19 protein-coding genes are annotated in these 22,750 nt (G+C 71.1%); 10 read left to right on the top strand and 9 right to left on the bottom strand.

Going from position 1 to position 22,750, the window contains the following annotated elements; translation table 11 throughout:
* Window positions 1-111: 111 nt before the first annotated feature.
* The 8 genes from P6897_RS02635 (at window position 112) to P6897_RS02600 (ending at window position 9,565) form a co-directional block, all read left to right on the top strand.
* Window positions 112-537: an L-rhamnose mutarotase gene (locus tag P6897_RS02635; RefSeq protein WP_282502002.1), complete on the top strand. Its 426-nt coding sequence runs from the start codon at window positions 112-114 to the stop codon at window positions 535-537.
* Window positions 534-1,700 (top strand): L-rhamnose isomerase, encoded by a 1,167-nt coding sequence (gene rhaI, locus P6897_RS02630; RefSeq protein WP_282502001.1) that lies wholly within the window; start codon window positions 534-536, stop codon window positions 1,698-1,700. The genes P6897_RS02635 and rhaI overlap by 4 nt, the downstream gene beginning before the upstream one ends.
* Window positions 1,697-3,013: an MFS transporter gene (locus tag P6897_RS02625; protein ID WP_220118289.1), complete on the top strand. Its 1,317-nt coding sequence runs from the start codon at window positions 1,697-1,699 to the stop codon at window positions 3,011-3,013. The genes rhaI and P6897_RS02625 overlap by 4 nt, the downstream gene beginning before the upstream one ends.
* Entirely contained in the window at window positions 3,010-3,870 is an 861-nt protein-coding gene (locus tag P6897_RS02620) for an alpha/beta hydrolase fold domain-containing protein (RefSeq protein ID WP_282502000.1), read from the top strand. The genes P6897_RS02625 and P6897_RS02620 overlap by 4 nt, the downstream gene beginning before the upstream one ends.
* A gap of 28 nt (window positions 3,871-3,898) precedes the next feature.
* Window positions 3,899-5,935 carry a bifunctional aldolase/short-chain dehydrogenase gene (locus P6897_RS02615; RefSeq protein WP_282501999.1) on the top strand — a complete coding sequence of 679 codons (2,037 nt, stop codon included), beginning with the start codon at window positions 3,899-3,901 and terminating at the stop codon, window positions 5,933-5,935.
* 106 nt (window positions 5,936-6,041) lie between these two features.
* Window positions 6,042-7,460: a rhamnulokinase family protein gene (locus tag P6897_RS02610; protein ID WP_274178301.1), complete on the top strand. Its 1,419-nt coding sequence runs from the start codon at window positions 6,042-6,044 to the stop codon at window positions 7,458-7,460.
* A gap of 169 nt (window positions 7,461-7,629) precedes the next feature.
* Window positions 7,630-7,851, top strand: a complete 222-nt coding sequence (locus P6897_RS02605) for a hypothetical protein (RefSeq protein ID WP_112616291.1) — start codon at window positions 7,630-7,632, stop codon at window positions 7,849-7,851.
* Between the two features lie 103 nt (window positions 7,852-7,954).
* Window positions 7,955-9,565 (top strand): DHA2 family efflux MFS transporter permease subunit, encoded by a 1,611-nt coding sequence (locus P6897_RS02600; RefSeq protein WP_274178300.1) that lies wholly within the window; start codon window positions 7,955-7,957, stop codon window positions 9,563-9,565.
* On the opposite strand, the gene P6897_RS02595 is transcribed toward P6897_RS02600, so the two are convergent.
* The 4 genes from P6897_RS02595 to P6897_RS02580 form a co-directional block, all read right to left on the bottom strand.
* Window positions 9,549-10,394 (bottom strand): transglutaminase family protein, encoded by an 846-nt coding sequence (locus tag P6897_RS02595; RefSeq protein ID WP_112616287.1) that lies wholly within the window; start codon window positions 10,392-10,394, stop codon window positions 9,549-9,551. The genes P6897_RS02600 and P6897_RS02595 overlap by 17 nt on opposite strands.
* Window positions 10,391-11,323 carry an alpha-E domain-containing protein gene (locus P6897_RS02590; protein WP_112616285.1) on the bottom strand — a complete coding sequence of 311 codons (933 nt, stop codon included), beginning with the start codon at window positions 11,321-11,323 and terminating at the stop codon, window positions 10,391-10,393. Before P6897_RS02590 ends, P6897_RS02595 begins: the two co-directional genes overlap by 4 nt.
* Window positions 11,317-12,981 (bottom strand): circularly permuted type 2 ATP-grasp protein, encoded by a 1,665-nt coding sequence (locus tag P6897_RS02585; protein WP_112616283.1) that lies wholly within the window; start codon window positions 12,979-12,981, stop codon window positions 11,317-11,319. The genes P6897_RS02590 and P6897_RS02585 overlap by 7 nt, the downstream gene beginning before the upstream one ends.
* 185 nt (window positions 12,982-13,166) lie before the next feature.
* Complete coding sequence (locus P6897_RS02580) at window positions 13,167-14,291, bottom strand: aminotransferase class III-fold pyridoxal phosphate-dependent enzyme (RefSeq protein WP_274178298.1); 1,125 nt, start codon at window positions 14,289-14,291, stop codon at window positions 13,167-13,169.
* Between the two features lie 206 nt (window positions 14,292-14,497).
* On the opposite strand from P6897_RS02580, the gene P6897_RS02575 reads away from it, so the two are divergent.
* Window positions 14,498-15,388: an aldo/keto reductase gene (locus tag P6897_RS02575; RefSeq protein WP_282501998.1), complete on the top strand. Its 891-nt coding sequence runs from the start codon at window positions 14,498-14,500 to the stop codon at window positions 15,386-15,388.
* 33 nt (window positions 15,389-15,421) lie between these two features.
* Here P6897_RS02575 and P6897_RS02570 read toward each other — a convergent pair whose 3' ends face one another.
* A complete protein-coding gene (locus P6897_RS02570; RefSeq protein ID WP_274178296.1) occupies window positions 15,422-15,742 on the bottom strand; it encodes a hypothetical protein in 321 nt (106 codons plus the stop codon).
* A 49-nt stretch (window positions 15,743-15,791) separates the two neighbouring features.
* Between P6897_RS02570 and P6897_RS02565 the strand changes: the two genes are divergently transcribed.
* Entirely contained in the window at window positions 15,792-16,349 is a 558-nt protein-coding gene (locus tag P6897_RS02565) for a TetR/AcrR family transcriptional regulator (protein ID WP_282501997.1), read from the top strand.
* 25 nt (window positions 16,350-16,374) lie between these two features.
* Here the strand turns inward: P6897_RS02565 and P6897_RS02560 are convergent, their stop codons facing one another.
* The 4 genes from P6897_RS02560 to P6897_RS02545 all read right to left on the bottom strand — a co-directional run bounded on the left by P6897_RS02560 (window position 16,375) and on the right by P6897_RS02545 (window position 22,728).
* Window positions 16,375-16,671 (bottom strand): hypothetical protein, encoded by a 297-nt coding sequence (locus tag P6897_RS02560; protein ID WP_114589103.1) that lies wholly within the window; start codon window positions 16,669-16,671, stop codon window positions 16,375-16,377.
* Between the two features lie 36 nt (window positions 16,672-16,707).
* Window positions 16,708-20,403 (bottom strand): proline dehydrogenase family protein, encoded by a 3,696-nt coding sequence (locus P6897_RS02555; protein WP_274178293.1) that lies wholly within the window; start codon window positions 20,401-20,403, stop codon window positions 16,708-16,710.
* 52 nt (window positions 20,404-20,455) lie between these two features.
* Entirely contained in the window at window positions 20,456-21,016 is a 561-nt protein-coding gene (locus tag P6897_RS02550) for an acyl-CoA thioesterase (RefSeq protein ID WP_112616269.1), read from the bottom strand.
* Window positions 21,017-21,186: 170 nt separating this feature from the next.
* Window positions 21,187-22,728 carry an alpha-N-arabinofuranosidase gene (locus tag P6897_RS02545; RefSeq protein ID WP_282501995.1) on the bottom strand — a complete coding sequence of 514 codons (1,542 nt, stop codon included), beginning with the start codon at window positions 22,726-22,728 and terminating at the stop codon, window positions 21,187-21,189.
* Window positions 22,729-22,750: the final 22 nt, after the last annotated feature.

The following is a 22,750-nucleotide window of genomic DNA, read 5'->3' as shown; positions in this document are numbered from 1 at the left end:
GAGCACGACGGCAACGGCAGGATGTGGGTAAGCGCTTGCCGTTTGTGCCCGCGCGCACAACCCGCTACGCTCGTGAAACGATTCACACCAGCTCACCAAGGAGCCTCGACGATGAGTGCATCTACCCACCGGGTCTGCTTCTCGCTGCAGATCCATCCGGACCTGCTCGACGAGTACGTCGCCCGGCACACCCCCGTCTGGCCCGAGATGCTGGCGGAGATCGCCGCGTCCGGCCGCCGCAACTACTCCCTGTTCCTCGGTGAGGGCGGCCGGTTGATCGGCTACTACGAGGTCGACGACGACACCGCGGCTCAGGCGTACCTCGCCGCGTCGCCCGTCGCAGCCCGCTGGGAAGCCGAGATGGCCCGCTTCTTCGTCGGACTCGAGGGGCGCCCCGATCAGGCCGCCACGCCCCTCACCGAGGTCTTCAACCTGCACGACCAACTCGCGGCGACCGCCACCGGCACGGCGACCGCCACCGGCACGGCCCCGACGACATCCACCGAAAACCCCGACGAAAGCGACGACGCATCGTGAGCACCCTTTCCCCCGACCACTTCGCCCTGCTCGAGCGCCAGGGCATCGAGCTGCCCAGCTGGGCGTTCGGCAACTCGGGCACGCGCTTCCGCGTGTTCCCCACCGCCGGCACGCCGCGCGATCCGTTCGAGAAGATCGCGGATGCCGCCGAGGTGAACCGTGTCACCGGGCTCGCCCCGGCCGTCGCGCTTCACATCCCGTGGGACAAGGTCGACGACTTCGGCGCCCTGCGCCGCCACGCCGAGGATCTGGGCGTTGCGCTCGGCACGATCAACTCGAACACGTTCCAGGACGAGGACTACAAGTTCGGGGCGCTGACCCACGAGGATGACGCGATCCGCCGCAAGGCCATCGACCACCACCTCGAGTGCATCGACGTCATGGATGCCACGGGCTCCCGCGACCTGAAGATCTGGCTGGCCGAGGGGTCGAACTACCCCGGGCAGAACGACATGCGCGCGCGTCAGGACCGGCTGGCCGACTCGCTGCAGAAGATCTACGACCGCCTGTCCGGCGAGCAGCGCCTCGTGCTGGAGTACAAGTTCTTCGAGCCGTCGTTCTACCACACCGACGTCCCCGACTGGGGGACGAGCTACGTGCAGGTGGCGGCGCTCGGCGAGCGCGCGATGGTCTGCCTCGACACCGGGCACCACGCCCCCGGCACGAACATCGAGTTCATCGTCATGCAGCTGCTGCGCCTCGGCAAGCTCGGCTCGTTCGACTTCAACTCGCGCTTCTACGCCGACGACGACCTCATCGTGGGCGCGGCCGACCCGTTCCAGCTGTTCCGCATCCTCGTCGAGGTGCTGCGCGGCGGCGGCTTCGACAACCCCGATGTCGTGTTCATGCTCGACCAGTGCCACAATATCGAGGCGAAGATCCCGGGGCAGATCCGTTCGGTGCTCAACGTCCAGGAGATGACGGCACGCGCGCTGCTCATCGACGCCGACGCCCTGGCCGCCGCCCGCACCGCGAACGATGTGCTCGGAGCACAGGCAGTCTTCATGGACGCGTTCTACACCGACGTCCGTCCGGCCCTGGCCGAGTGGCGCGAGTCGCGGGGTCTTCCCGCCGACCCGATGGCCGCCTACGCGGCATCCGGCTACCAGGAGAAGATCGAAGCCGACCGCGTCGGCGGCACCCAGGCCGGGTGGGGCGCATGAGCACGACCCGCACCCGCCGCCCGCTGAGCGCCTGGAAGGCGACGATCGCCGTCGCCATGTCGAACTACATCGAGGCCGGCGCGATCATCGCGCTCGCCACGAGTCTGACGCTGTGGCAGGAGGCCTTCGGCTTCGACGACGGGGTCGTCGGCATCGTGGCCGCCCTGTCGGCCAACGCCTTCGGCGCCGCGATCGGCGCCGCGATCGGCGGTCCCCTCTGCGACCGCCTGGGCCGCAAGTTCATCTACACCTACGACCTGATCGTGTTCATGCTCGGAGCTCTCGCCGTCACGTTCGCACCGAACCTCGGGGTCCTGCTCGTCGGCGTCATCCTCATGGGCATCGCGGTCGGCGCGGGCGTTCCGGCGTCGTGGACCTACATCGCCGAGGAGGCACCCAACGAGCACCGTGCCGCACACGTGGGCACGGCGCAACTCGCCTGGTCCATCGGCCCGGCGGTCGGGTTCCTGCTCGCGGTCATCGTCGGCCCGCTGGGACTGCTCGGTTCGCGCCTGATCTTCTTCCACCTCTTCGTCATCGCCGCCGTGACGTGGTGGGTGCGCCGCGGACTCCCCGAGTCGCGCCGGTGGAAGAGCCAGCGCGAGGCCGCGCTCGTCGCGGGCGAACGCCCGTCGTTCTTCTCCGGCATCGTGGGCTTGCTCAAGGAACCGAAGAACTGGGGCGCCCTCGCCTTCCTCATCGGCGTCTACGGCCTCTGGAACACCGTCGCGGGCCAGGCCGGCATCTTCCAGCCGCGTGTGTACGACGCCGCGGGCCTCCACGACCCGATGCAGCAGAACCTGCTGCAGGTGCTCGTCTGGAGCCTCACGGCAGCCGCGACTTTCTTCGGCTTCATGCGCTTCGGCGACCGGGTGCGCCGCAAGTGGTTGTACCTCGGCGGTGCGGCGCTCGGCGTCGTGGCGTGGGCGGTGCTGATCTACGCTCCCCCGGGCCTGTTCTCGCTGCTCTTCTTCGCCGTCGCGTGGGGTGTCTCCGCCGGCGTCGGGGCGCAGGCGTTCTACGGTCTGTGGACCGCCGAGCTGTTCGCCACCCGCTACCGCGCGAGCGCGCAGGGCGTGCTCTTCATGCTCGCCCGGGTCATGGTCGGGCTCCTGAGCCTCGTCTTCCCCGTCCTGCTGTCGGGACTGGGACTCGCCGGACTCGGCGTGATCATCCTCGGGCTGCTCGTCGCCGCGCTGCTGATCGGAACCATCTGGGCGCCGAACACCGAGGGCAAGTCACTCGAGGACATCGAGCTCGAGCGCTACGGCCGGCATGTCCCGACTCCCGCGGAAGAGCGGGTCGCCCGGTGAGCGCCGCCTCCCCGGCCGCGCCCTCGCCCACGTCCGAGGCGGGCGGGCTCATCCGGCTCTACCGCGCGGCCGAACCCGACGGCACCGGATTGGTATGGATGCACGGCGGCGGCTTCGCGTTCGGCGACCTCGACATGCCCGAAGCGGATGCCGTCGCTCGCGGGCTCGCCGCGGCGGGGACGACGGTCTTCTCCGTCGACTACCGCCTCGCCCCGGTGCCGCCCGCGTGGGACGGCGCCGACCAGCAGACGGACGACCGCAGCGGCAACCGCTACCCGGCGGCATCCGACGACGTCCTGCGGGCTTGGCAGTGGGCGGCGTCTCACGCCGAGGAGCTCGGTGTGACGCGCCTGGCGATCGGCGGCGCGAGCGCGGGCGCGAACCTCGCGACGGGCGCGATTCTGCGCCTGCTCGGCGAGGGCGGCATCCTGCCCCGCCTCGTCGTGCTGGCCTACCCCACCCTCCTCGCCGTGCAGCCCGCCCCCGGGCCCGCGCTGCGCGCCGCTCTCGCCGCTCACCCCGAGCACGACCGGTTCGGGGCCGACGTCGTCCGTGAGATGTACGAGAACTACCTCGGCCACTCGGTGATCGGCGCGCCGATCGCGGCCGTTCCGGGCCTCGCGTCGACCGACGAGCTGCGCGGCTTCCCGCCGACGCTCATGATCAACAGCGAGATCGACGAGCTGAGCGTCTCGGGCGACGTGTTCGCCGCGACGCTGCGGGCCGCCGGCGGCGATGTCGACGTCGTCGTCGAGCCGGGCACCGATCACGGCCACCTCAACCGGCCCGAGCATCCGGGTTTCGCCGCATCGATTGCACGTATCGTGCAGCGATTCGCTGCCCTCGCCGCATCCTGACCTCCCCTCCCTACCCCGAAGGAAAGCCATGACCTCCGCCGCAGCCGCCGACCTCATCGCGCGCAGCAACCGCCTGGGCTCCGACCCGAAGAACACCAACTACGCCGGGGGCAACACCTCCGCCAAGGGCACCGACATCGACCCCGTCACCGGTGAGCCCGTCGAGCTGCTGTGGGTCAAGGGATCGGGCGGTGACCTCGGCACGCTGACCGAGTCGGGGCTCGCGGTGCTGCGCCTCGACCGGATGCGGGCGCTGGTGAACGTCTACCCCGGCGTCGAGCGCGAGGACGAGATGGTCGCCGCGTTCGACTACTGCCTGCACGGCAAGGGCGGGGCGGCTCCCTCGATCGACACCGCGATGCACGGGCTGGTGGATGCCGCGCACGTCGACCACCTGCACCCCGACGCCGGCATCGCGATCGCGACCGCCGCGGACGGCGAAGAGCTGACGGCGAAGATCTTCGGCGAGAAGGTCGTGTGGGTGCCGTGGCGGCGACCCGGCTTCCAGCTCGGCCTCGACATCGCCGAGATCAAGGCGCAGAACCCGCAGGCGATCGGGTGCATCCTCGGCGGGCACGGCATCACGGCGTGGGGCGACACCTCGGATGAGGCCGAGGCGAACAGCCGCTGGATCATCGAGACCGCACAGGCCTACATCGACGAGCACGGCGCGGCCGACCCGTTCGGCGGCGTGCGGGCCGGGTTCGAGGCGCTGCCCGAGACGGAGCGCCGCGCCCGCGCCGCGGCCCTGGCCCCCACGATCCGCGGCATCGCCTCGACCGACAAGCCGATGGTCGGTCATTACAGCGACACCGGCGTCGTGCTCCACTTCCTGGCATCCGAGAAGGCACCCGCTCTCGCCGCTCTCGGCACGAGCTGCCCCGACCACTTCCTGCGCACGAAGGTCAAGCCCCTCATCCTCGACGTTCCCGCGACGGCAACGATCGAGGCGCAGATCGCCCGTCTGCACGAGCTGCACGCCGAGTACCGCGCCGACTACCAGGCGTACTACGACGCTCACGCCGACGCGGACTCGCCGGCGATCCGCGGCGCCGACCCGCTCATCGTGCTGGTTCCGGGTGTGGGCATGTTCTCGTACGGCGCGAACAAGCAGACCGCCCGCGTTGCGGGTGAGTTCTACGTCAACGCGATCAACGTCATGCGCGGCGCCGAGGCGCTCTCGACCTACGCCCCCATCTCCGACGCCGAGAAGTTCCGCATCGAGTACTGGGCGCTCGAGGAGGCGAAGCTGCAGCGGATGCCGAAGCCGAAGACCCACCAGGGTCGTATCGCGTTCGTCACGGGCGCAGCATCCGGCATCGGCAAGGCCATCGCCACCCGACTCGCGGCCGAGGGCGCGTGCGTCGTCGTCGCCGACCTCGACCTCGAGAAGGCGCAAGCGGCGGCGGCCGAGCTCGGCGGCACCGACGTCGCGATCGGCGTCGCAGCCAACGTCGCCGACGCCGACGGCGTGCAGGCCGCGATCGACGCGACGCTGCTGGCGTTCGGCGGCATCGACCTCGTCGTCAACAACGCCGGCCTGTCGCTGTCGAAGCCGCTGCTGGAGACCACCGAGAAGGACTGGGACCTTCAGCACGACGTCATGGCCAAGGGCTCGTTCCTCGTCTCCAAGGCCGCGGCGAAGGCGCTCATCGAGCAGAAGCTCGGCGGCGACGTCATCTACATCTCCTCGAAGAACTCCGTCTTCGCCGGGCCCAACAACATCGCGTACTCGGCGACGAAGGCCGACCAGGCCCACCAGGTGCGGCTGCTCGCGGTCGAGCTCGGCGAACACGGCGTGCGCGTGAACGGCATCAACCCCGACGGCGTCGTGCGCGGCTCGGGCATCTTCGCCTCCGGCTGGGGTGCCAACCGCGCCGCCACCTACGGCGTTAACGAGGAGGACCTCGGCCAGTTCTACGCCAACCGCACGATCCTCAAGCGCGAGGTCGTCCCCGAGAACGTCGCCGACGCCGTCTACGTCCTGACCGGGCCCGAGCTTTCCCGCACGACCGGCCTGCACATCCCCGTGGACTCCGGCGTCGCCGCCGCCTTCCTCCGATGAGGGCAGGCATTCGAATGCACGGCTTCGCGCCGAGTGCACGGCATCCGCACGCTCCAAGGTCGTGCACTCGGCGACAGGCTGTGCACTTGCGGGAAGGATGCCGCGCGTGAGCGCATCAGGGAATGTGGTGGCGGTTGACCTCGGGGCCACCAGCGGGCGGGTCATCGTCGGGCATGTGGGGGCTGACACGCTCCGCACCGAGACGGTGGCGCGGTTCGCCAACGATCCTGTGCACGCGGGCGACGGCCTCCACTGGAACCTCGTGGGGATGTACGGATCGGTGCTGGGCGGTCTGCGCGAGGCCTTCCGCGCGACGCCCGAGATAGCCTCGATCGGGGTCGACTCGTGGGCCGTCGACTACGCGTTGCTGCGCGGCGGGCGGATGCTGGGCGAACCGTTCCACTATCGCGACGAGCGCACCGCCCGCGGGGTCGAGAGCGTGCACGCGCGCTTTCCGCACGCCGAGCTCTTCGAGCGGAACGGCCTGCAGTTCCTGCCGTTCAACACGCTGTACCAGCTCGCCGCTGAGGACCTGGAGGTGCTGGCGTTCGCCGACACCGCCCTCCTCGTACCCGACCTCGTCGGGTACTGGCTGACCGGCGAAGCCCGTGCAGAGCAGACCAACGCGTCGACGACCGGACTCCTGCGGGTGCTGCAGGCCTCGTGGGACGGCGCCCTCGTCTCGGCGCTCGGCATCCCCCGCGGCATCCTCCCTCCGCTCATCGCGCCGGGCGATCGGCTGGGCCCGCTGCGTGCGGACGTCGCAGCGTCGATCGGGGCGCCGAGCGACACGCCCGTGACTGCCGTCGGATCGCACGACACCGCCTCGGCCGTCGTCGCCGTGCCGATGCAGCCGGATGCCGCGGCCTACATCTCGTGCGGCACATGGGGTCTCGTGGGCGTCGAGGTCGACCACCTCGTGCTGACCCGCGCCGCTCTCGAGGCGAACTTCACGAACGAGGGCGGCGTCGACGGCCGCGTGCGCCTGCTGCACAACGTCATGGGCCTGTGGGTCCTGAGCGAGGCCGTGCGGCAGTGGGAGCGCCGCGAGGGACACCGCATCGATCTGCCGACCCTGCTCGACGCCGCACGCGAGGCCGACGGCGTCGTCTTCGACGTCAACGACCCGCGTTTCCTCGCGCCCGGCGAGATGACCTCGCGCATCGACGCCTGGTGCGCCGAGCACGACGTCGCGCCGCCGCGCACCCGCGCGGAGTACACCCGGTCGATCGTCGAGTCGCTCGCGCAGGCGTTCGCCGACGCCGTGGCCGATGCCGCGCGCCTCGGCCACGTCGATGTACGGACGATCCACATCGTCGGCGGCGGGGCGCTCAACGAGCTGCTGTGCCAGCGCACGGCCGACCGCGCCGGGGTGCCGGTGCTCGCCGGCCCCGTCGAGGCGACGGCCCTCGGCAACGTCCTGGTGCAGGCCCGCGCCGCGGGGTTCGTCTCGGGCTCGCTCGAGGCGCTGCGTGACCTCGTCGCCCGCACGCACGCGCCGCGTCGCTACGAGCCCCGCGCCTAGCCGCGGAGCCCGTTCGCGATACATTCGCCGGACCGGCGGTGCGGGAGTGGCCTCAGGCGGCCGCCGACACCACTCCTGCCACGCCGATCCGACGGATGTATCGGCACCACGGCCGGATCGCGTGTCAAGGGGTGCCGCGCGCGGCGACCGCGCGCGTAACGTCGCGGCCATGAGCAGCCACGACACCCCGGCCGGCGGCGCCGGCGACAGCGCGATCCCCTCCGAAGAGCCCACCGGCGACCGTCACCTCGACGATCCCAGCGCCGAGCAGTCGATCACCGATGACGCGCCCCGAGGCGGCGACGAGACCACCGAGGACGAGCTCACGGCCGACAACGCCGCCGAAGAGGACATGCTGAAGACCCTCGACCCGGGCGACCCGCCCGCCTGATCCACTTCTCCATCGAGACGGCCGGTTCCCCGCGGGACCGGCCGTTTTCGCGCTGCGCGAACCTCATCTTGTGTCCGCAATTTTGCTAGCTATTCTAGCAATCATGGAAACTTCGGCACGCCGCCGGTGGGCGGGACTCGTCTTCATCAGCATCGCCGTCGCACTCATCATCGTGGACTCGACGATCGTCAACGTCGCCGTCCCCTCGATCGTCGACGACCTCGGCATCACCTCCACTCAGGTGCAGTGGGTCCAGGAGGCGTACACCCTCGTGTTCGCCTCCCTGCTGCTCGTCTTCGGCAGCGTCGCCGATCGGGTGGGTCGACGACGGATGCTGCTGACCGGCGTCGTCGTCTTCGCGCTGGCCTCGGTCGGCGCGGCGCTCGCGTCGAGCGGTGACCTGCTCATCCTCGCCCGCTTCGTTCAGGGCGTCGGCGGCGCGATGATCCTCCCGACCACCCTCTCGCTCCTGAACGCGACGTTCCGCGGCCGCGAGCGCGGCATCGCCTTCGCCGTCTGGGGCTCGACGATCGGCGGCATGGCCGCCGTCGGGCCGCTGCTCGGCGGCTGGCTGACCACGACGTTCTCGTGGCACTGGGCCTTCGGCATCAACATCCCCCTCGGCATCCTCATCGTCGTGGGCGTCCTGCTGACGGTCGACGAGTCCCGCGGCGGGGCCGTCGGAGTCGACGTCATCGGAGCCGTCCTGTCGGTCATCGCCATGGGCACCCTGGTGTTCGGCCTCATCGAGGGACGCACCTACGGCTGGTGGACGGTCGACCAGCGGCCCGCGCTCTTCGGTGCGTCGTGGCCGTGGGACCTCTCCCCGGTCCCGATCGCGTTCGCCGCCTCAGCCGTGACGATCGCGGTCTTCATCGCCTGGGGCGTGCGCCGTCGCCGGGTCGGCAAGCCCACTCTTCTGGCCTTCGGGCTCTTCGGCATCCCGTCGTTCCGCAACGGCAATCTCGCCGCCCTCGTCGTCGCGCTCGGCGAGTTCGGCATCATCCTGGCCCTTCCCCTGTGGCTGCAGTTCGCGCTCGGATTTGAGGCGGTCCAGACGGGCCTCGTGCTGCTCGCCCTGGCCGCGGGCTCGTTCGTCGCCAGCGGGCTCGCCGGCGCCCTGTCGGGCAAGGTCTCGCCGGTCTGGATCGTTCGCGCGGGCCTGGCCGCCGAGATCGTCGGCGTCGTCGGCGTGGCCCTCGTCATCGCCCCCGATGCGACGTGGGGCCCGCTCGTCCCGGCGCTGTTCGTCTACGGGATCGGCGTCGGCCTCGCGACGGCGCAGCTCACCGGCGTCGTCCTCGCCGATGTCCCCGTCGCCGAGGGAGGGCAGGCGTCCGGAACCCAGTCCACCGCACGCCAGCTCGGCGCCGCGCTCGGCATCGCGATCCTCGGGACCATCCTGTTCTCGACGACCTCCGGCGCCCTCACCGCCAAGCTCGACGATCGCGGCATACCCGCCGAGCAGCGCGATCAGGTCGTCAGCGCGGTCGTCGAGAGCGCGGGCGGCGCGATCGCGGGCCTCGAGGCCTCGCCGCAGACCGCCGACGTCGCGACCGACGCGAAGGCTGCCCTCTCGGACGGCACACGGGCCGCGAGCTTCGCCGCGGCGGGCTTCCTCGTGCTGGGCCTCGCGGCGACGGCATCCCTCGGCCGGGGCGCCCGCCGCGAACCGGTCGAAGCGGATGCCGCGGAGGTCACGCCTCGCGGGTGATCGTCACCGTGACGTGCAGGGCGCTTTTGTACGGGCCCGCGAAGACCCCGCGCAGCGGCGGGACGTCGTTGTAGTCTCGGCCCCGCCCGACCAGCACGTGCCGGTCGCTGATCTCGACGTTGTTAGTGGGGTCGAAGCCCTGCCAGTCACCGGCGAACCACTCGATCCACGCGTGCGACTCGCCCGTCACCGGCACGCCGACCTGAGCGTCGGGATCGGGATGCAGATAGCCCGAGACGTATCGCGCCGGGATGCCGACGCTCCGCAGAGCGCCGAGCGTGATGTGCGCGATGTCCTGGCACACGCCCGTGCGCTGGGGCCACGACTCCGCGGCGGTGGAGTGCACCCCGGTGACGCCGGGCATGTACTCGACGGCATCCCCGATCGCGATCGCGATCGCGTGGGCCGCCGGCCCCGGCTCGTCGTGCGACGCCGCGATCTCGCGCGCCAGCGCCACCACCTCCGGATGCGGCGCCGTGCGCGCCGTCTGCCCGAGCTGCTCGACCGTGTGGATCGAGCGCTCCGTCTCCGCGGCGAGCTCCTCCCACGAGATCTGCCGGTGCTCGATGGGGCGCGGCCGAACCTCGACCAGCGAGCGGGCCGTGATCGACAGCGCGTGATGCGCGGCGAGCACGTCGAACGCGGCGACCCGGGTGCCGAAGTAGTCCACGTAGTGGTTGACGGCCGTCGTCGGGTCGATGTCGAGCTGCGAACTCAGCACGAACTGGCTGTCGGTCGAGCCCGGCAGCATCCGCGCCTCGTTGTACGACGCGGCGACGTCGCCGGGATAGGTGAATCCGGTCGCGTGCTCGATGCGCAGACGCTTCACGAGGTCTCTCCGATCCAGTTCGGTTCCGCCGCCGTGGGGAAGAATCGACCGCGGATCGCTTCGGAGGCCTCGCGGGTCACCTTCTGCACGTTGTCCATGTGCTCGGGCAGCTCGGAGAGGATCTCGCCGAGCGGCCGGTACTCGAGGTCGTTGCGGATACGGCCGAGGGCCCGCAGCACCGCATTGGAGTGCCCCACCCGGTCGGCGACGGGGTCGATCGCGCTCATGCACTCCTCGGCACGTTGGATCGAGTGGATGATCGAACGCGGGAAGAGACGGTCGAGCAACAGGAACTCCGCCGCGTTGCGCGCGCTCGGCATCCCGCGATACGTGCGCAGGTACGCCTCGTACGCACCGCAGGAGCGGAGGATCGTCGTCCACGAGGGGCCGGACTCCTCCGTCAGCGAGCGGGTCGCGAGCAGCCGCGCGGTCATGTCGGTGCGCTCGATCGAGCGGCCCAGCGTGAAGAACTGCCAGGCCTCGTCGCGACTCGTCGACGAGTCGGTGACCCCGACGGCGAGCGCCGCGCGCTCTCGCACCCAGTGGAAGAACTCGTGCACCTTCTCGGCGTTGAGTCGCCGCGGCATCCGCGAATAGGTGGTGTTGAGGGTCTCCCACAGCTCGGTGGAGACGATCTCGCGGGCGCGGCGGGCGTTCTCGCGCGCCGACTGCAGCGAGTAGGCGATGCTCGACGGATTGGTGCGGTCGACCGCGAGCCGGGTCAGCACGTCCTGACGGGTGACGGTATCGAGCCCCTCGGGCGGGAACGACCCCATGACCGACAGGAGCGACCGGCAGGCGGTGTCCTCGTCGATCCAGGGGTCCTCGAGCAGCAGCTGCAGGTGGACGTCGAGGATGCGGGCGGTGCCGTCGCTCCGCTCGATGTAGCGTCCGATCCAGAAGAGGCTCTCGGCGATGCGGCTCAGCACGTCGCACCTCCGGTCTGCTGCTGCTGCTCCTGCTGCTCGCTCAGGCCGCCGGGGTGGTCCTGCGGCGAATGGGCCGGCTCGTCCTGCTCGTCGTAGATGATCGGGATCGCCTGCGTCGACGCCTGATCGGCGACGAGGCCGGCGAGGTTGCCCTGGCTGTACTCGACCGTGCGCGGCGCGTCACCGCCGACGACCCACGTGTCCTTCGATCCGCCGCCCTGACTGGAGTTGACGACGAGCTGCCCCTCCGGCAGCGCGACGCGCGTGAGGCCGCCCGGCAGCACCCACACCTCTTCGCCGTTGTTGACCGCGAACGGGCGCAGGTCGGCGTGGCGGGGGCGCATGCCGTCCTCGACGAGCGTGGGGATCGTCGAGAGCATGACGACGGGCTGCGCGATCCACCCGCGCGGATCGGCCAGCAGCTTCTTGCGCAGCTTCTCGAGCTCGGCGGGCGAAGCGTCCGGGCCCACGACGAGTCCTTTGCCGCCCGACCCGTCGACGGGCTTCACGACGAGCTCGTCGAGCCGGTCGAGCACCTCTTCGAGCGCGCCCGGGTCCTCGAGCCGCCAGGTGTCGACGTTCTTGAGGATGGGCTCCTCCGCGAGGTAGTACCGGATGAGGTCGGGCACGTAGGTGTAGAGCAGCTTGTCGTCGGCGACGCCGTTGCCCACGGCGTTGGCGATCGTGACGTTGCCCAGGCGTGCGGCGAGCATGAGGCCCGGGGCGCCGAGCATGGAGTCGGCACGGAACTGCAGCGGGTCGAGGAAGTCGTCGTCGACTCGGCGGTAGATGACGTCGACGCGCTGCGGACCCCGGGTCGTGCGCATGAACACCTTGCCGCCCGAGCAGACCAGGTCGCGGCCTTCGACGAGCTCGACGCCCATGAGACGCGCGAGCAGCGTGTGCTCGAAGTACGCGGAGTTGTAGACGCCCGGCGTCAGCACGACGACGTTGGGGTCGTCGACTCCGGGAGGTGCTGAGGCGCGCAGGGCCTGGAGGAGCTTGTTCGGGTAGTCGCCGACGGGTCGGACCCGCATCGAGACGAACAGCTCGGGCAGGGTCTGCGCCATGACGCGGCGGTTCGAGATGACGTAGCTGACCCCCGAGGGGACGCGCACGTTGTCCTCGAGCACGCGCATCTCGCCGTGCTCGTCGCGGATGAGGTCGATGCCCGAGACCTGGATGCGCACGCCGTTGGCGGAGCGGATGCCGGCCGCCTGACGGTAGTAGTACTGCGACGAGGCGATGAGCTTCGCGGGCAGCACGCCGTCGCGGACGCAGAACTGGTGTCCGTAGGCGTCGTCGAGGAAGGCCTCCAGCGCACGCACGCGCTGCTTCACGCCCGACTCGACGTGCGACCACTCGTCGTAGTCGATGACGCGGGGAACGGCATCGAGCGGGAAGGGGCGCTCCTCCCCCGCGAAGTCGAACGTGACGCCCTGCGCGAGGTACGAGCTCGCGAGCGATTCGGTGCGGCCGCGGAGCTCCTCCTGGGTCATCTGCGCGAGCGCCTGATACAGCTCGCGGTACGCCGCGCGCGAGCTGCCGGGGGCGGGCATCGTGCCCGAGACCTCGAACATCTCGTCGTACGGCGGCACCCCCGATACGGTCTTGCGCGGCGTCAGCGTCGAGCCGTATCCGTCGAAGAGGTCACCCATGGATGCGAGCCTAATCCGGGCTGTGTTGCGTCAGTATTTCCCGACCTGTTTCCCCCGCCGTGTTGACATCCGGCGCGCGGCTGAGCGATACATCCGTCGGACTGGTGGGGCTGATGTCGTCACGGCGTCGGCTGGACCAGACACCAGCCGCACCGGTCCTGCAGATGTATCGCGCCGCGGCGGGATCAGGCCGCGAGCACGACGCGCAGCTGCTCGATCGCCCAGTCGAGCTCGGTCGCCCGGATGACCAGCGGCGGAACCAGCACGATCGTCGCGTCGCCGACGACATCGACGAGGACGCCGCGCGCGACGAGGCGCCGGGCGACCTCGGCTGCGGTGACGACGGTCGGGTCGACGTCGACGCCCGCCCAGACCCCCGCGGTCCGGACGGCCACCGCGCCCGCCCCGACGAGGGCCTCAATGCGTCCGGCGAGATGTTCGGCGAGAGCACGGGCCCGGTTCTGCACCTCGCCCGCCTCGAGCATCTCGACCACGCGGTGCGCGATGGCGCTCGCGAGCGGAGACGCGGATGCCGGGTCGGCGGCCTCACCGAGCAGCGTGCGACTCCCGACGACGGCGGCGACGGGGACGATGCCGCCGCCGAGCGCCGGGCCGATCACACGGAGGTCGGGCGCCGCTCCCGTCCCGGCGAGCGCGACGGTGTCGCCGAGCCTGCCGAGGCCGCTGCGCGTCTCGTCGAGGATCAGGGCGATCCCGCGATCGGCGGTCGCCTGCCGTGCGGCTTCCAGGTATCCCGCGGGCGCGCCGACCACCCCCGCCGCGGCCTGCACGGGCTCGAGGACGACGGCGGCGACGGTGTCGTCGAGCGCCGCGACGAGCGCATCGATCTCGCCGAAGGGCACCACGACGGCGCCCGCTGCCGTGAGATCGGGATGCGAGCCGGCAGCGACGACGACGGCCGTCCGTTCCCCCGCGGCGAGCGTGGCATCGACGGCTGCTCGCAGTGCGTCCCGCCCGGTGGTGGCCGGCAGCACCGCCTCAGCCCCCAGCAGCGCAGCCAGCGCGTCGGCGAATCCGTCGGCGCGGTCGTCGGCGACGACGGTGCCCGTGCTGGTCAATCGGCCCAGCTGCTCGGTGGCGACGGCGAGCAGAGCGGGATGGCGGTGCCCGAAGGTGAGCGCCGGATCGGCGGTCAGGTCGAGGTATCGGCGCCCCTCGACGTCGGTCACCCACGCTCCCTCGCCCGTCGCGACCATGACCGGCAGGAGCGGCGGCGCTCCCGCGAGAGCGCGCTTCGCGCGGTCCTCGTCGTTCGCGTCCGGCGTCGGGTGGTGGTCGGCGATCGTCATTCGGACTCCTGGCTTCGGCGGTCGCGCACGCGGCGGCGGGTCGCCGCGCGGCCGGCATCCATTCTCCCCCGGCACGATCTGGCGCCGCTGAGGACTGCGACGACGACCCGCGGTAGCCCCCTGACCCGATTGCGCAAGGTCCTGCCCGTTCGTCGTCGCGCCTGACAGGCTGGAGCCACACCACCGCGAATCGTCGAAGGAGACCCATGCAGCAGCGCACCCTCGGACCGTTCACCGTCTCGGCCATCGGCCTGGGCGGGATGCCCGTCTCGATGAACAACGACAAGCAGATCCCCGACCGGAAGGATGCCGTCGCGACGGTGCACGCCGCGCTCGACGCGGGCATCACCCTGCTCGACACCGCCGACATCTACGCCCCGAGCTGGGACACGATGGGGCACAACGAGGAGATCATGGCCGAGGCCCTGGCCACGTGGGGCGGCGACCGCTCTCAGATCGTGGTGGCGACGAAGGGCGGCATCACCCGCAGCGACGGCGAGAAGTGGGGCCGGGACGGCTCGCTCGACTACCTCCGGAAGGCGGTCGAGGCCTCGCTCCGAGCACTCCGGGTCGACGTGATCGACGTCTACCAGTACCACCGCCCCGACCGCTGGATGGTCTACGGCGAGGTCATGGAGAACTTCAAGACCTTGCAGCAGGAGGGCAAGATCCGCGCGATCGGCATCTCCAACGCCAGCGTCGAGGAGATCGAGATCGCCCAACAGGTGCTCGGCGAGGGCAACCTCGCGAGCGTGCAGAACGAGTTCTCGCCGCGGCATCCGGGCAGCTACGACGAGCTGCGCTACTGCGCCGACCGCGGCATCGCATTCCTCCCGTGGAGCCCCCTGGGCGGAACGGGCGGTGGCGCACGGTCGATCGGTGATCGCTTCGCGGTCTTCGGCGAGGTCGCCCGCGCCCACGACGTGAGCCCGCAGCAGGTCGTGCTCGCGTGGGAGCTGGGGCTCAGCGACACCGTCATCCCGATTCCGGGAGCGCGCCGCGCCGCGTCGATCGCCGACAGCGCGAAGGCCGTGCACCTCGAGCTCTCGGGCGACGAGCGCGCACGCCTGTCGCACTCGGTCGGCATCGACGCCTGATCCGGCGCACGCCGCTCACGACCCGAGGCGACCTCAGGCCGTGAGCGGACGCTCGCCGACGACGGCATCCGGGTTCATGGGAATCGGCCCGTGGATGCGGGGCCGCCCGTCGACGCGCGTCACCTCGACGCCGTGGCGCGCGAGGCCCGCGACGCTGCAGTCGATCCGCAGGAGCGGCAGCCGCACGTCGGCGTAGACGGTTGCGACGACGTCGGCGACGTCGGCGGGGTCGCAGGCCCGGATGTACTCGCCCGGTTCCCACGGCACGCCCCGCGTCGCGACCTCGTACTCGCCGAACTTGCGGCTCATGCCCCAGTCATCGGCGATCGCGATGTGGCAGACGATCTCGTCCATGGCGCCTCCTTAATGAAACGCCACCGTATCATTCTGCTAGCCTGTCTTCATGCCCTCGACCGGAGATCGACGCCGAGGCCGCCCGCCCGCCCATGAACAGGCCGCGCGCGACGCCCGCATCGTCGCGATGGCGGCAGACGTCTTCGTCGAGGTCGGCTTCCACGCCGCCTCGCTCGACGCGATCGCGCAGCAGGCGGGCGTGACCAAACGCACGATCTACGAACGCATCGGTGACAAGTCGGCGCTGCTGGGCGCCGCGGTGACCGATGTGCACGGCTACCTCGATGTCGCGGCCCGCGACCTCCGGCACGCCTGCACACTCATCGCGACGGCGCTGTTCGCCGACCGTGCGATCGGCCTGCACCGCGCGGCCGTCGCGGTCGCGCTCGACGACCCCGCGGTCTCGCGTGCGTTCTACGACGCCGGCCCGATCGCGGCGCAGCGTTACCTCGCGGCCCACCTGGACGGCGACGACCGTCGCGCCGAGCATCTGTTCGGTGCCCTGCTCGGCGAACCGCACCGTCGACGCCTCCTCGGCCTCGACCCCGAGCCGGCGGCCGCGTCGCTCGACGCCCACGTCGACTCCGTACTCGCCGCGTTCGTCTGAGGCGCCGAGCAGCGCTCAGCTCAGCTCAGCTCGGCTCGGCTCGGCGAGAGACGGAGGCCGGAGCGGACTCGAGCCGGTCGAGGGCGGCCGCGGCACGGGCGGCGGCCGAGCGGCGCAGGATGCCGTGGACGAGCAGCACCGTTCCCGCGCCGACACCAACGAGCACGGGCAGGTTGAGCCCCGGCGAGAGCGCCAGCGCGATGACGGTGATCGCGAGCGCCACCGCCCCGAGCCCGATGAACAGGGCACCGAGGAGCGACTCGCGCTCGACCGACAGGCGGGCGAGGATCAGCGTGGGTGCAGCGGCTGCGTCATCCGTCATCCCGCCACGCTACCGAGACGGCACCGCGGCCGCACGTCAGATGACCGCCTCGGACCAGTCGTCGGGATTGCCGAAACGGTGCGCGGTGATCGTGATGGACTGCTCGTGCACGAAGGGCAGCAGCTCGATCCGCGCCGCGGTCGTGACCTCGTCGGCGTAGACGGCGACATCCGGGTCTCCCTCGGTCGCTGCCGCGATGGCCGTCCGCAGCTCGGCCACCGTCTCACGCGAGCCGACCAGGCGGATGCGTCCCGGTCGACGCTCGGGGGCGGCGATGCGCTGCAGCCATTCGCCGTCGGTCTCGACCGAGACCGCGATGTCGACCTCGCCGAGCGCCCGCCGCACGTCGGCGGGAAGACCGACCGGCGAGCTCAGCGTCACGGCCGATCCGGCCCGCACGCCCGCGACGAGCACGCGGAGCACCGCCTGCCAGGTCGCGTCCGACGACGCTCGCACCGCCACGTCGACCGGGCGATACCGGAACAGGTTCCGCTCGACGCCGAGGCCGGACACGTCGCGCACCTGGCCGAACTCGCGGTCCCAGGCGACGGCATCCGAGAGCGCGCCGCGCCGCAGCCATTCGAACGATTCGTAGTCGAGGGTGGGCTGGGCCGACTCGATGATGGTCGTGATGCGCGAGTCGAGACCGCGCAGATGCAGCGTGCTGGATGCCGAGCCGTTCGACGCACGCCAGGAACCGAGCCCGACGAGGTAGTTCGGTCCGCCGGCCTTCGTGCCTGCGCCCACCGACGACCGCTTCCAGCCGCCGAAGGGCTGACGCTGGACGATGGCCCCCGTGATGCCGCGGTTGACGTAGAGGTTGCCGGCCTCGACCCGGTCGAGCCAGGTCGCCAGGTCGGCGGCGTCCTGGGTGTGCAGGCCCGCGGTCAAACCGTAGGCGACCGCGTTCTGCAGTTCGATCGCCTCGTCGAGAGTGCGCGCGTGCATGACGCCGAGCACGGGTCCGAAGAACTCCTCGAGGTGCGTGCGCGACCCGGCGCTCACCCCCACCTTCACGCCCGGAGACCAGAAGCGCCCAGCGGTCGCGTCACCGAAATCGAGGGGACGAGGCTCGACGAGCCAGCGCTCACCCTCCTCGAGTGAGGTGAGAGCCCATTCGAGCTTGCCCTGCGGCGGCTCGATCACGGGCCCGACCTCGCTGCGGGGATCGGTGGGCGGTCCGACCCGCAGCGACCGCGTGGCGTCGACGAGTTGACGCGCGAACCGCTTCGACCGCCCGACCGGCCCCACCAGGATCGCGAGCGACGCGGCGGAGCACTTCTGACCCGCATGACCGAAGGCGCTCTTGATCAGGTCGGACGCCGCCAGATCGAGGTCGGCGGAGGGCATGACGATGATCGCGTTCTTGCCGCTGGTCTCGGCAAGCAGCGGCAGCTCGGGCCGCCACGACCGGAACAGCGCCGCCGTCTCCCACGAGCCGGTGAGGATGACGCGGTCGACCGACGGGTGGGTGATGAGCCGGCGGCCGAGATCGCCCTCGTCGATGTCCACGAGCGCGAGGAGATCGCGGGGCACCCCGGCATCCCACAGCGCCTCGGCGACGACCGCCGCACAGCGACGGGCCTGCGGAGCGGGCTTGAAGACGACGCCCGATCCGGCGGCGAGGGCCGCGAGCACGCCGCCGGCGGGGATGGCGAGCGGGAAGTTCCACGGCGGAGCGACCACCGTGACCGACGCCGGCTCGAAGACGGCGCCGCTGACCCGATCGAGCTCGCGCGCCGTCGCGGCGTAATAGGCGGCGAAGTCGACCGCTTCGCTGACCTCGACGTCGGCTTCGGCCAGCACCTTGCCGGTCTCGGATGCGGCGACCTCGATGAGCTCGGCCCGACGTGATTCGAGTGCGCGCGAGGCGGCGAGCAGCACCGCACTGCGGTCGGCCGCGGCCATCGAGCCCCAGGCGGATGCCGCCGATCCCACACGCGCCACGATTCCATCGAGCTCTCCCGCGTCATCGACCCGGGCGGCGGCGATCGTCTCGTCACCGGCCGTGCTGCCCTCGATCCGCGACAGGATGCCGCGGGCCCACTCCCGGTTGACGGCGAGCGCGGGGTCGGAGTCGGGAGTGTTGGCGAACCCGGGCGCTCCGAGCGCCGGGGCCCGGCGCGTCTCGCGCGGGGCGTAGACGGCGGTCTCGACGAAGTGCTCACCGCCGAACAGGACATCGTCGGGCTCGCCCAGAGCCGTGGTCTCGTCGGACCGGCCCGCGGCGTCGGCGATGCCGAGCACCGCCTGCGTCAGCCCGTCGTCGCCCTCGGCGGGGTCGCGCGTGATGCGTTGCGGCGCGATGGGCCGCAACGACATCGTGCGGTCCTGCGTGCGGTTCGGCCCGCTGGGCAGAGCCGGGTCGGCCGCGCGCTCGAGGGAGGCGAGGAACCGGTCGCGTTCGCGCTCGAACAGGCTCGCCTCGGTCGCGAGGTCGAACGCCGCCGAGAGGAAGTTCTCGCTCGAGGCGTTCTCCTCGAGCCGCCGCACGAGGTAGCTGATGGCGACGTCGAACTCGTCGGGGCGGACGACCGGGACGTACAGCAGCACGTGGCCCACGTCGGCCGTGACCGCGGCGACCTGACCCTGCGCCATGCCGAGGAGCATCTCGATCTCGATGTCATCGCGCACACCGCGCTCGCCGGCGAGCAGCCAGGCGTAGGCGATGTCGAAGAGGTTGTGCCCGGCGACGCCGAGCCGCACCGCGGCGCTCCGCTCGGGGCGCAGGGCACGGTCGAGGCATCGCAGGTACATCGCGTCGGCGTCGAGCTTGCTCGCGTGGGTCGCCAGCGGCCAGCCGTGGATCGTGGCGTCCACGCGCTCCATCGCGAGGTTCGCGCCCTTGACCAGCCGCACCTTGATGCGGCTTCCACCGGCCGCGACGCGGGCCTGCGCCCAGGCGGTCAGCTCGTCGAGGGCGTCGGCGGCGTCGGGCAGATAGGCCTGCAGCACGATCCCGGCCTCGAGCCCCCGCAGCCGCTCATCTTCGAGGATGCGGGTGAAGACGGCGATCGTGAGATCGAGGTCGCGGTACTCCTCCATGTCGAGGTTGATGAAGGTGCCGTCCTCAGCCGCGCTCAGGTAGAGCGGCAGCAGCCGCTCGACGACATCGGCGACGACCTCGTCGAACGCCCACATCGAGATGCGGCTGACGATCGCCGAGACCTTCACCGAGACGTAGTCGACGTCGGGCCGGCGGATCAGCTCGTGGATGCCTTCGAGCCGGCGGCGTGCTTCTTCCTCGCCGAGCACCGCCTCGCCGAGGAGATTGAGGTTGAGGCGGGCTCCGGACTCGCGGATGCGGGCGATGGCGGGGCCGAGCTTGTGCGGTCGCGCGTCGACGACCAGGTGCCCGACCATCTCGCGCAGTGCCGTGCGCGCGATCGGCACGACCGGGGTCGGCAGCACGGGGGCCACGGCGCCGCCGATGCGCACGGCACCGCGGAGATACCAGGGCAGGAACTCCGGGACCAGCGGGGCGACGTGGTGCAGTCGGGTCGCGGCGGCGGTCACGCTCTCGGGGCGCATGACCCCGTCGACGAAACCGATCGTGAACGGCAGGCCGTTCGGGTCGCGAAGGACTCCCGCGAGGCGCTGCGCTGCGGCATCCGCGGGGAAATCGGCCGACGTGTGCACCCATTTCTGGGCCAGGTCCACCGCCTGATGGGCGAGGGAATCGTCGGCGGGGAAGCCCGGCGGGGTGGTGCCGGACGAAACGGTGTCGGACATGCCGTCAGCCTATGTCGCAAGCGCTCTCGAAGGGCGGCGCCTCGCCCGGGGATCACTCCCAGACGCTGGGCGCCTCGGCACGCGTCGACGGCAGAGCGGTCGCCGCAGCCCACTCGGTCATCCACGGCTCGAGCTCGGGCAGATCGTCGCGCCGGCCGAGCACCGCGAACAGCTCGTCGAGCGGCACGATGCCGCCCGTGCGACGCAGGAACCGCGAACGCACCAGCATCTCGGCGTAGACCTCGCCGCGGACGACCGCACGATGCACCATGTACACCGACTTGTCGTCGTGTCCGTGCAGGCGCGTCTCGATCGTGAAGCGCTGCCAGAGGTTCAGCGACTTCCGGAAGGTGATCGTGCTGCTCGCGACGACGCCGTACCAGCCCTTCTCCTGGAAGGTGTCCCAGATGCCGTTGCGCACCAGCAGGTCGAACCGGCCGAGGTCGAACAGCGAGGCGTACCGCCCGTTGTTCATGTGCCCGAGCAGATCGATGTCGGTGGGCAGCGTCCGGAGCTTCACCCGGCCGACCGCCATAAGCGGCCGCGGGCCGTTCCTGCGCAGCTGTCGCTTCGCTCGCCAGATCGTCAGCAGGGTCCGGAGCCACACGTTCACGAGGGCCGACGCTATCGGATGCCCCATGCCCCCACCCGCATCCGTTGTGCGCCTTCCACAACTCCGCGCCCGCCGCCCCGCGCGCAGGAACGGAGAATCGCGCGAACATCGGAGGATCTCGCGGGATCCGTCCGACGTACGCGCGATTCTCCGACGTACGCGACGCGCGGTCAGGCGCGGGCGGTGTCGAGCACGATCACCGCCCACGACAGCGCGGGCAGGGTCGCCCGCAGCGTGCCCTCGTCGAGTCCGACGCCGCGCAGGGGCACGAGGCCGACGGCATCCTGGTCGTGCTCGGTGTTGGCCGACCGCCGGTCGCCGCCCTCGGGCACCGTCAGCACCTCGGCCGAGACGACGCCCGACGCCCCGAGTCCGCGCAGCTCGAGCGACACCTCGGTCTCGGACTCGAGCGAGCGATTGGCGACGAACAGTGCGACGCGGCCGGTCGCCTCGTCCCACGTCGCGGCCGCGTCGACGACATCCACGTCGCCGAACTTCGCCGTCGGCGTCTGATCGGAGTCGATCGCGAGCCGCAGCACGCGCCCCTGCGCCAGCTGCGACATGCGGGCGAACGGCCAGAAGATCGACTGCCGCCAGGCCGGTCCGCCCTCCTCCGAGCGGATGGGTGCGATCACGTTGACCAGCTGCGCCTGGTTGGCGATGCGCACGCGGTCGCCGTGGCGCAGCAGGCTGTGCAGGAAGGTCCCGACCACGACGGCGTCGGTGACGTTGTAGGTGTCCTCGATGAGGCGCGGGTGGGCGCGCCACTCCTTCGCCGCCGAGACGATGTGCGGCTGGTCCTCGGTGTCGAGGCCCCGCTGGTACCAGACGTTCCACTCGTCGAACGAGATGTCGACCTGCTTGCGATGCTTGCCCGCAGCCTTGACCGCGTCGATCGTCGAGACGACGCCGTCGATGAAGGCGTCCATGTCGACGGCCTCGGCGAGGAAGGATGCCGCGTCCCCGCCGTCCTCCTGGTAGTAGGCGTGCATCGAGATGTAGTCGACCTCGTCGTACGCGTGCGTGAGGACCGTGTGCTCCCACGAGCCGAAGGTCGGCATCTGCCGGTTCGACGATCCCACCGCCACGAGCTCGATGTCGGGGTCGACCAGGCGCATCGCCTTCGCCGTCTCCTGCGCGAGCCGGCCGTACTCGTGCGCGGTCTTGTGGCCGATCTGCCACGGGCCGTCGAGCTCGTTGCCGAGGCACCAGAGGCGGATGTCGAAGGGTGCTGCGGCCCCGTTGCGGCGACGCAGGTCCGACCAGTACGTGCCGCCGGCGTGGTTCGCGTACTCGACGAGCGCGCGGGCCTCGTCGACACCGCGCGTGCCGAGGTTGACCGCCTCCATGACCTCGACCTCGGCCTCGCGCGCCCAGTCGACGAACTCGTGGAGCCCGAACGCGTTGGTCTCGACCGTGTGCCAGGCGCCGTCGAGCCGGTGCGGACGGTCGGCGACCGGCCCGACGCCGTCCTCCCAGTTGTAGCCCGAGACGAAGTTGCCGCCGGGGTAGCGGATCACGGTGGCGCCCAGCTCCTTCACGAGCGAGAGGACGTCGCGACGGAAGCCGCGTTCGTCGGCCTGCGGGTGACCCGGCTCGTAGATGCCGGTGTAGACGCAGCGGCCCATGTGCTCGACGAACGAGCCGAAGAGGCGGCGCGGCACGTCGGCCACGGTGAAGTCGCGATCGAGGACGATGCGGGCGCGGGGCATGATGCTCCTGTTCTTTCGGGGT

The organism is Microbacterium sp. BDGP8 (assembly GCF_029991045.1).
GTDB classification, from domain to species: domain Bacteria; phylum Actinomycetota; class Actinomycetes; order Actinomycetales; family Microbacteriaceae; genus Microbacterium; species Microbacterium plantarum.
The sequence above is the reverse complement of the archived record's forward strand: the minus strand, read 5'-3'. Positions and strand labels throughout refer to the sequence as shown.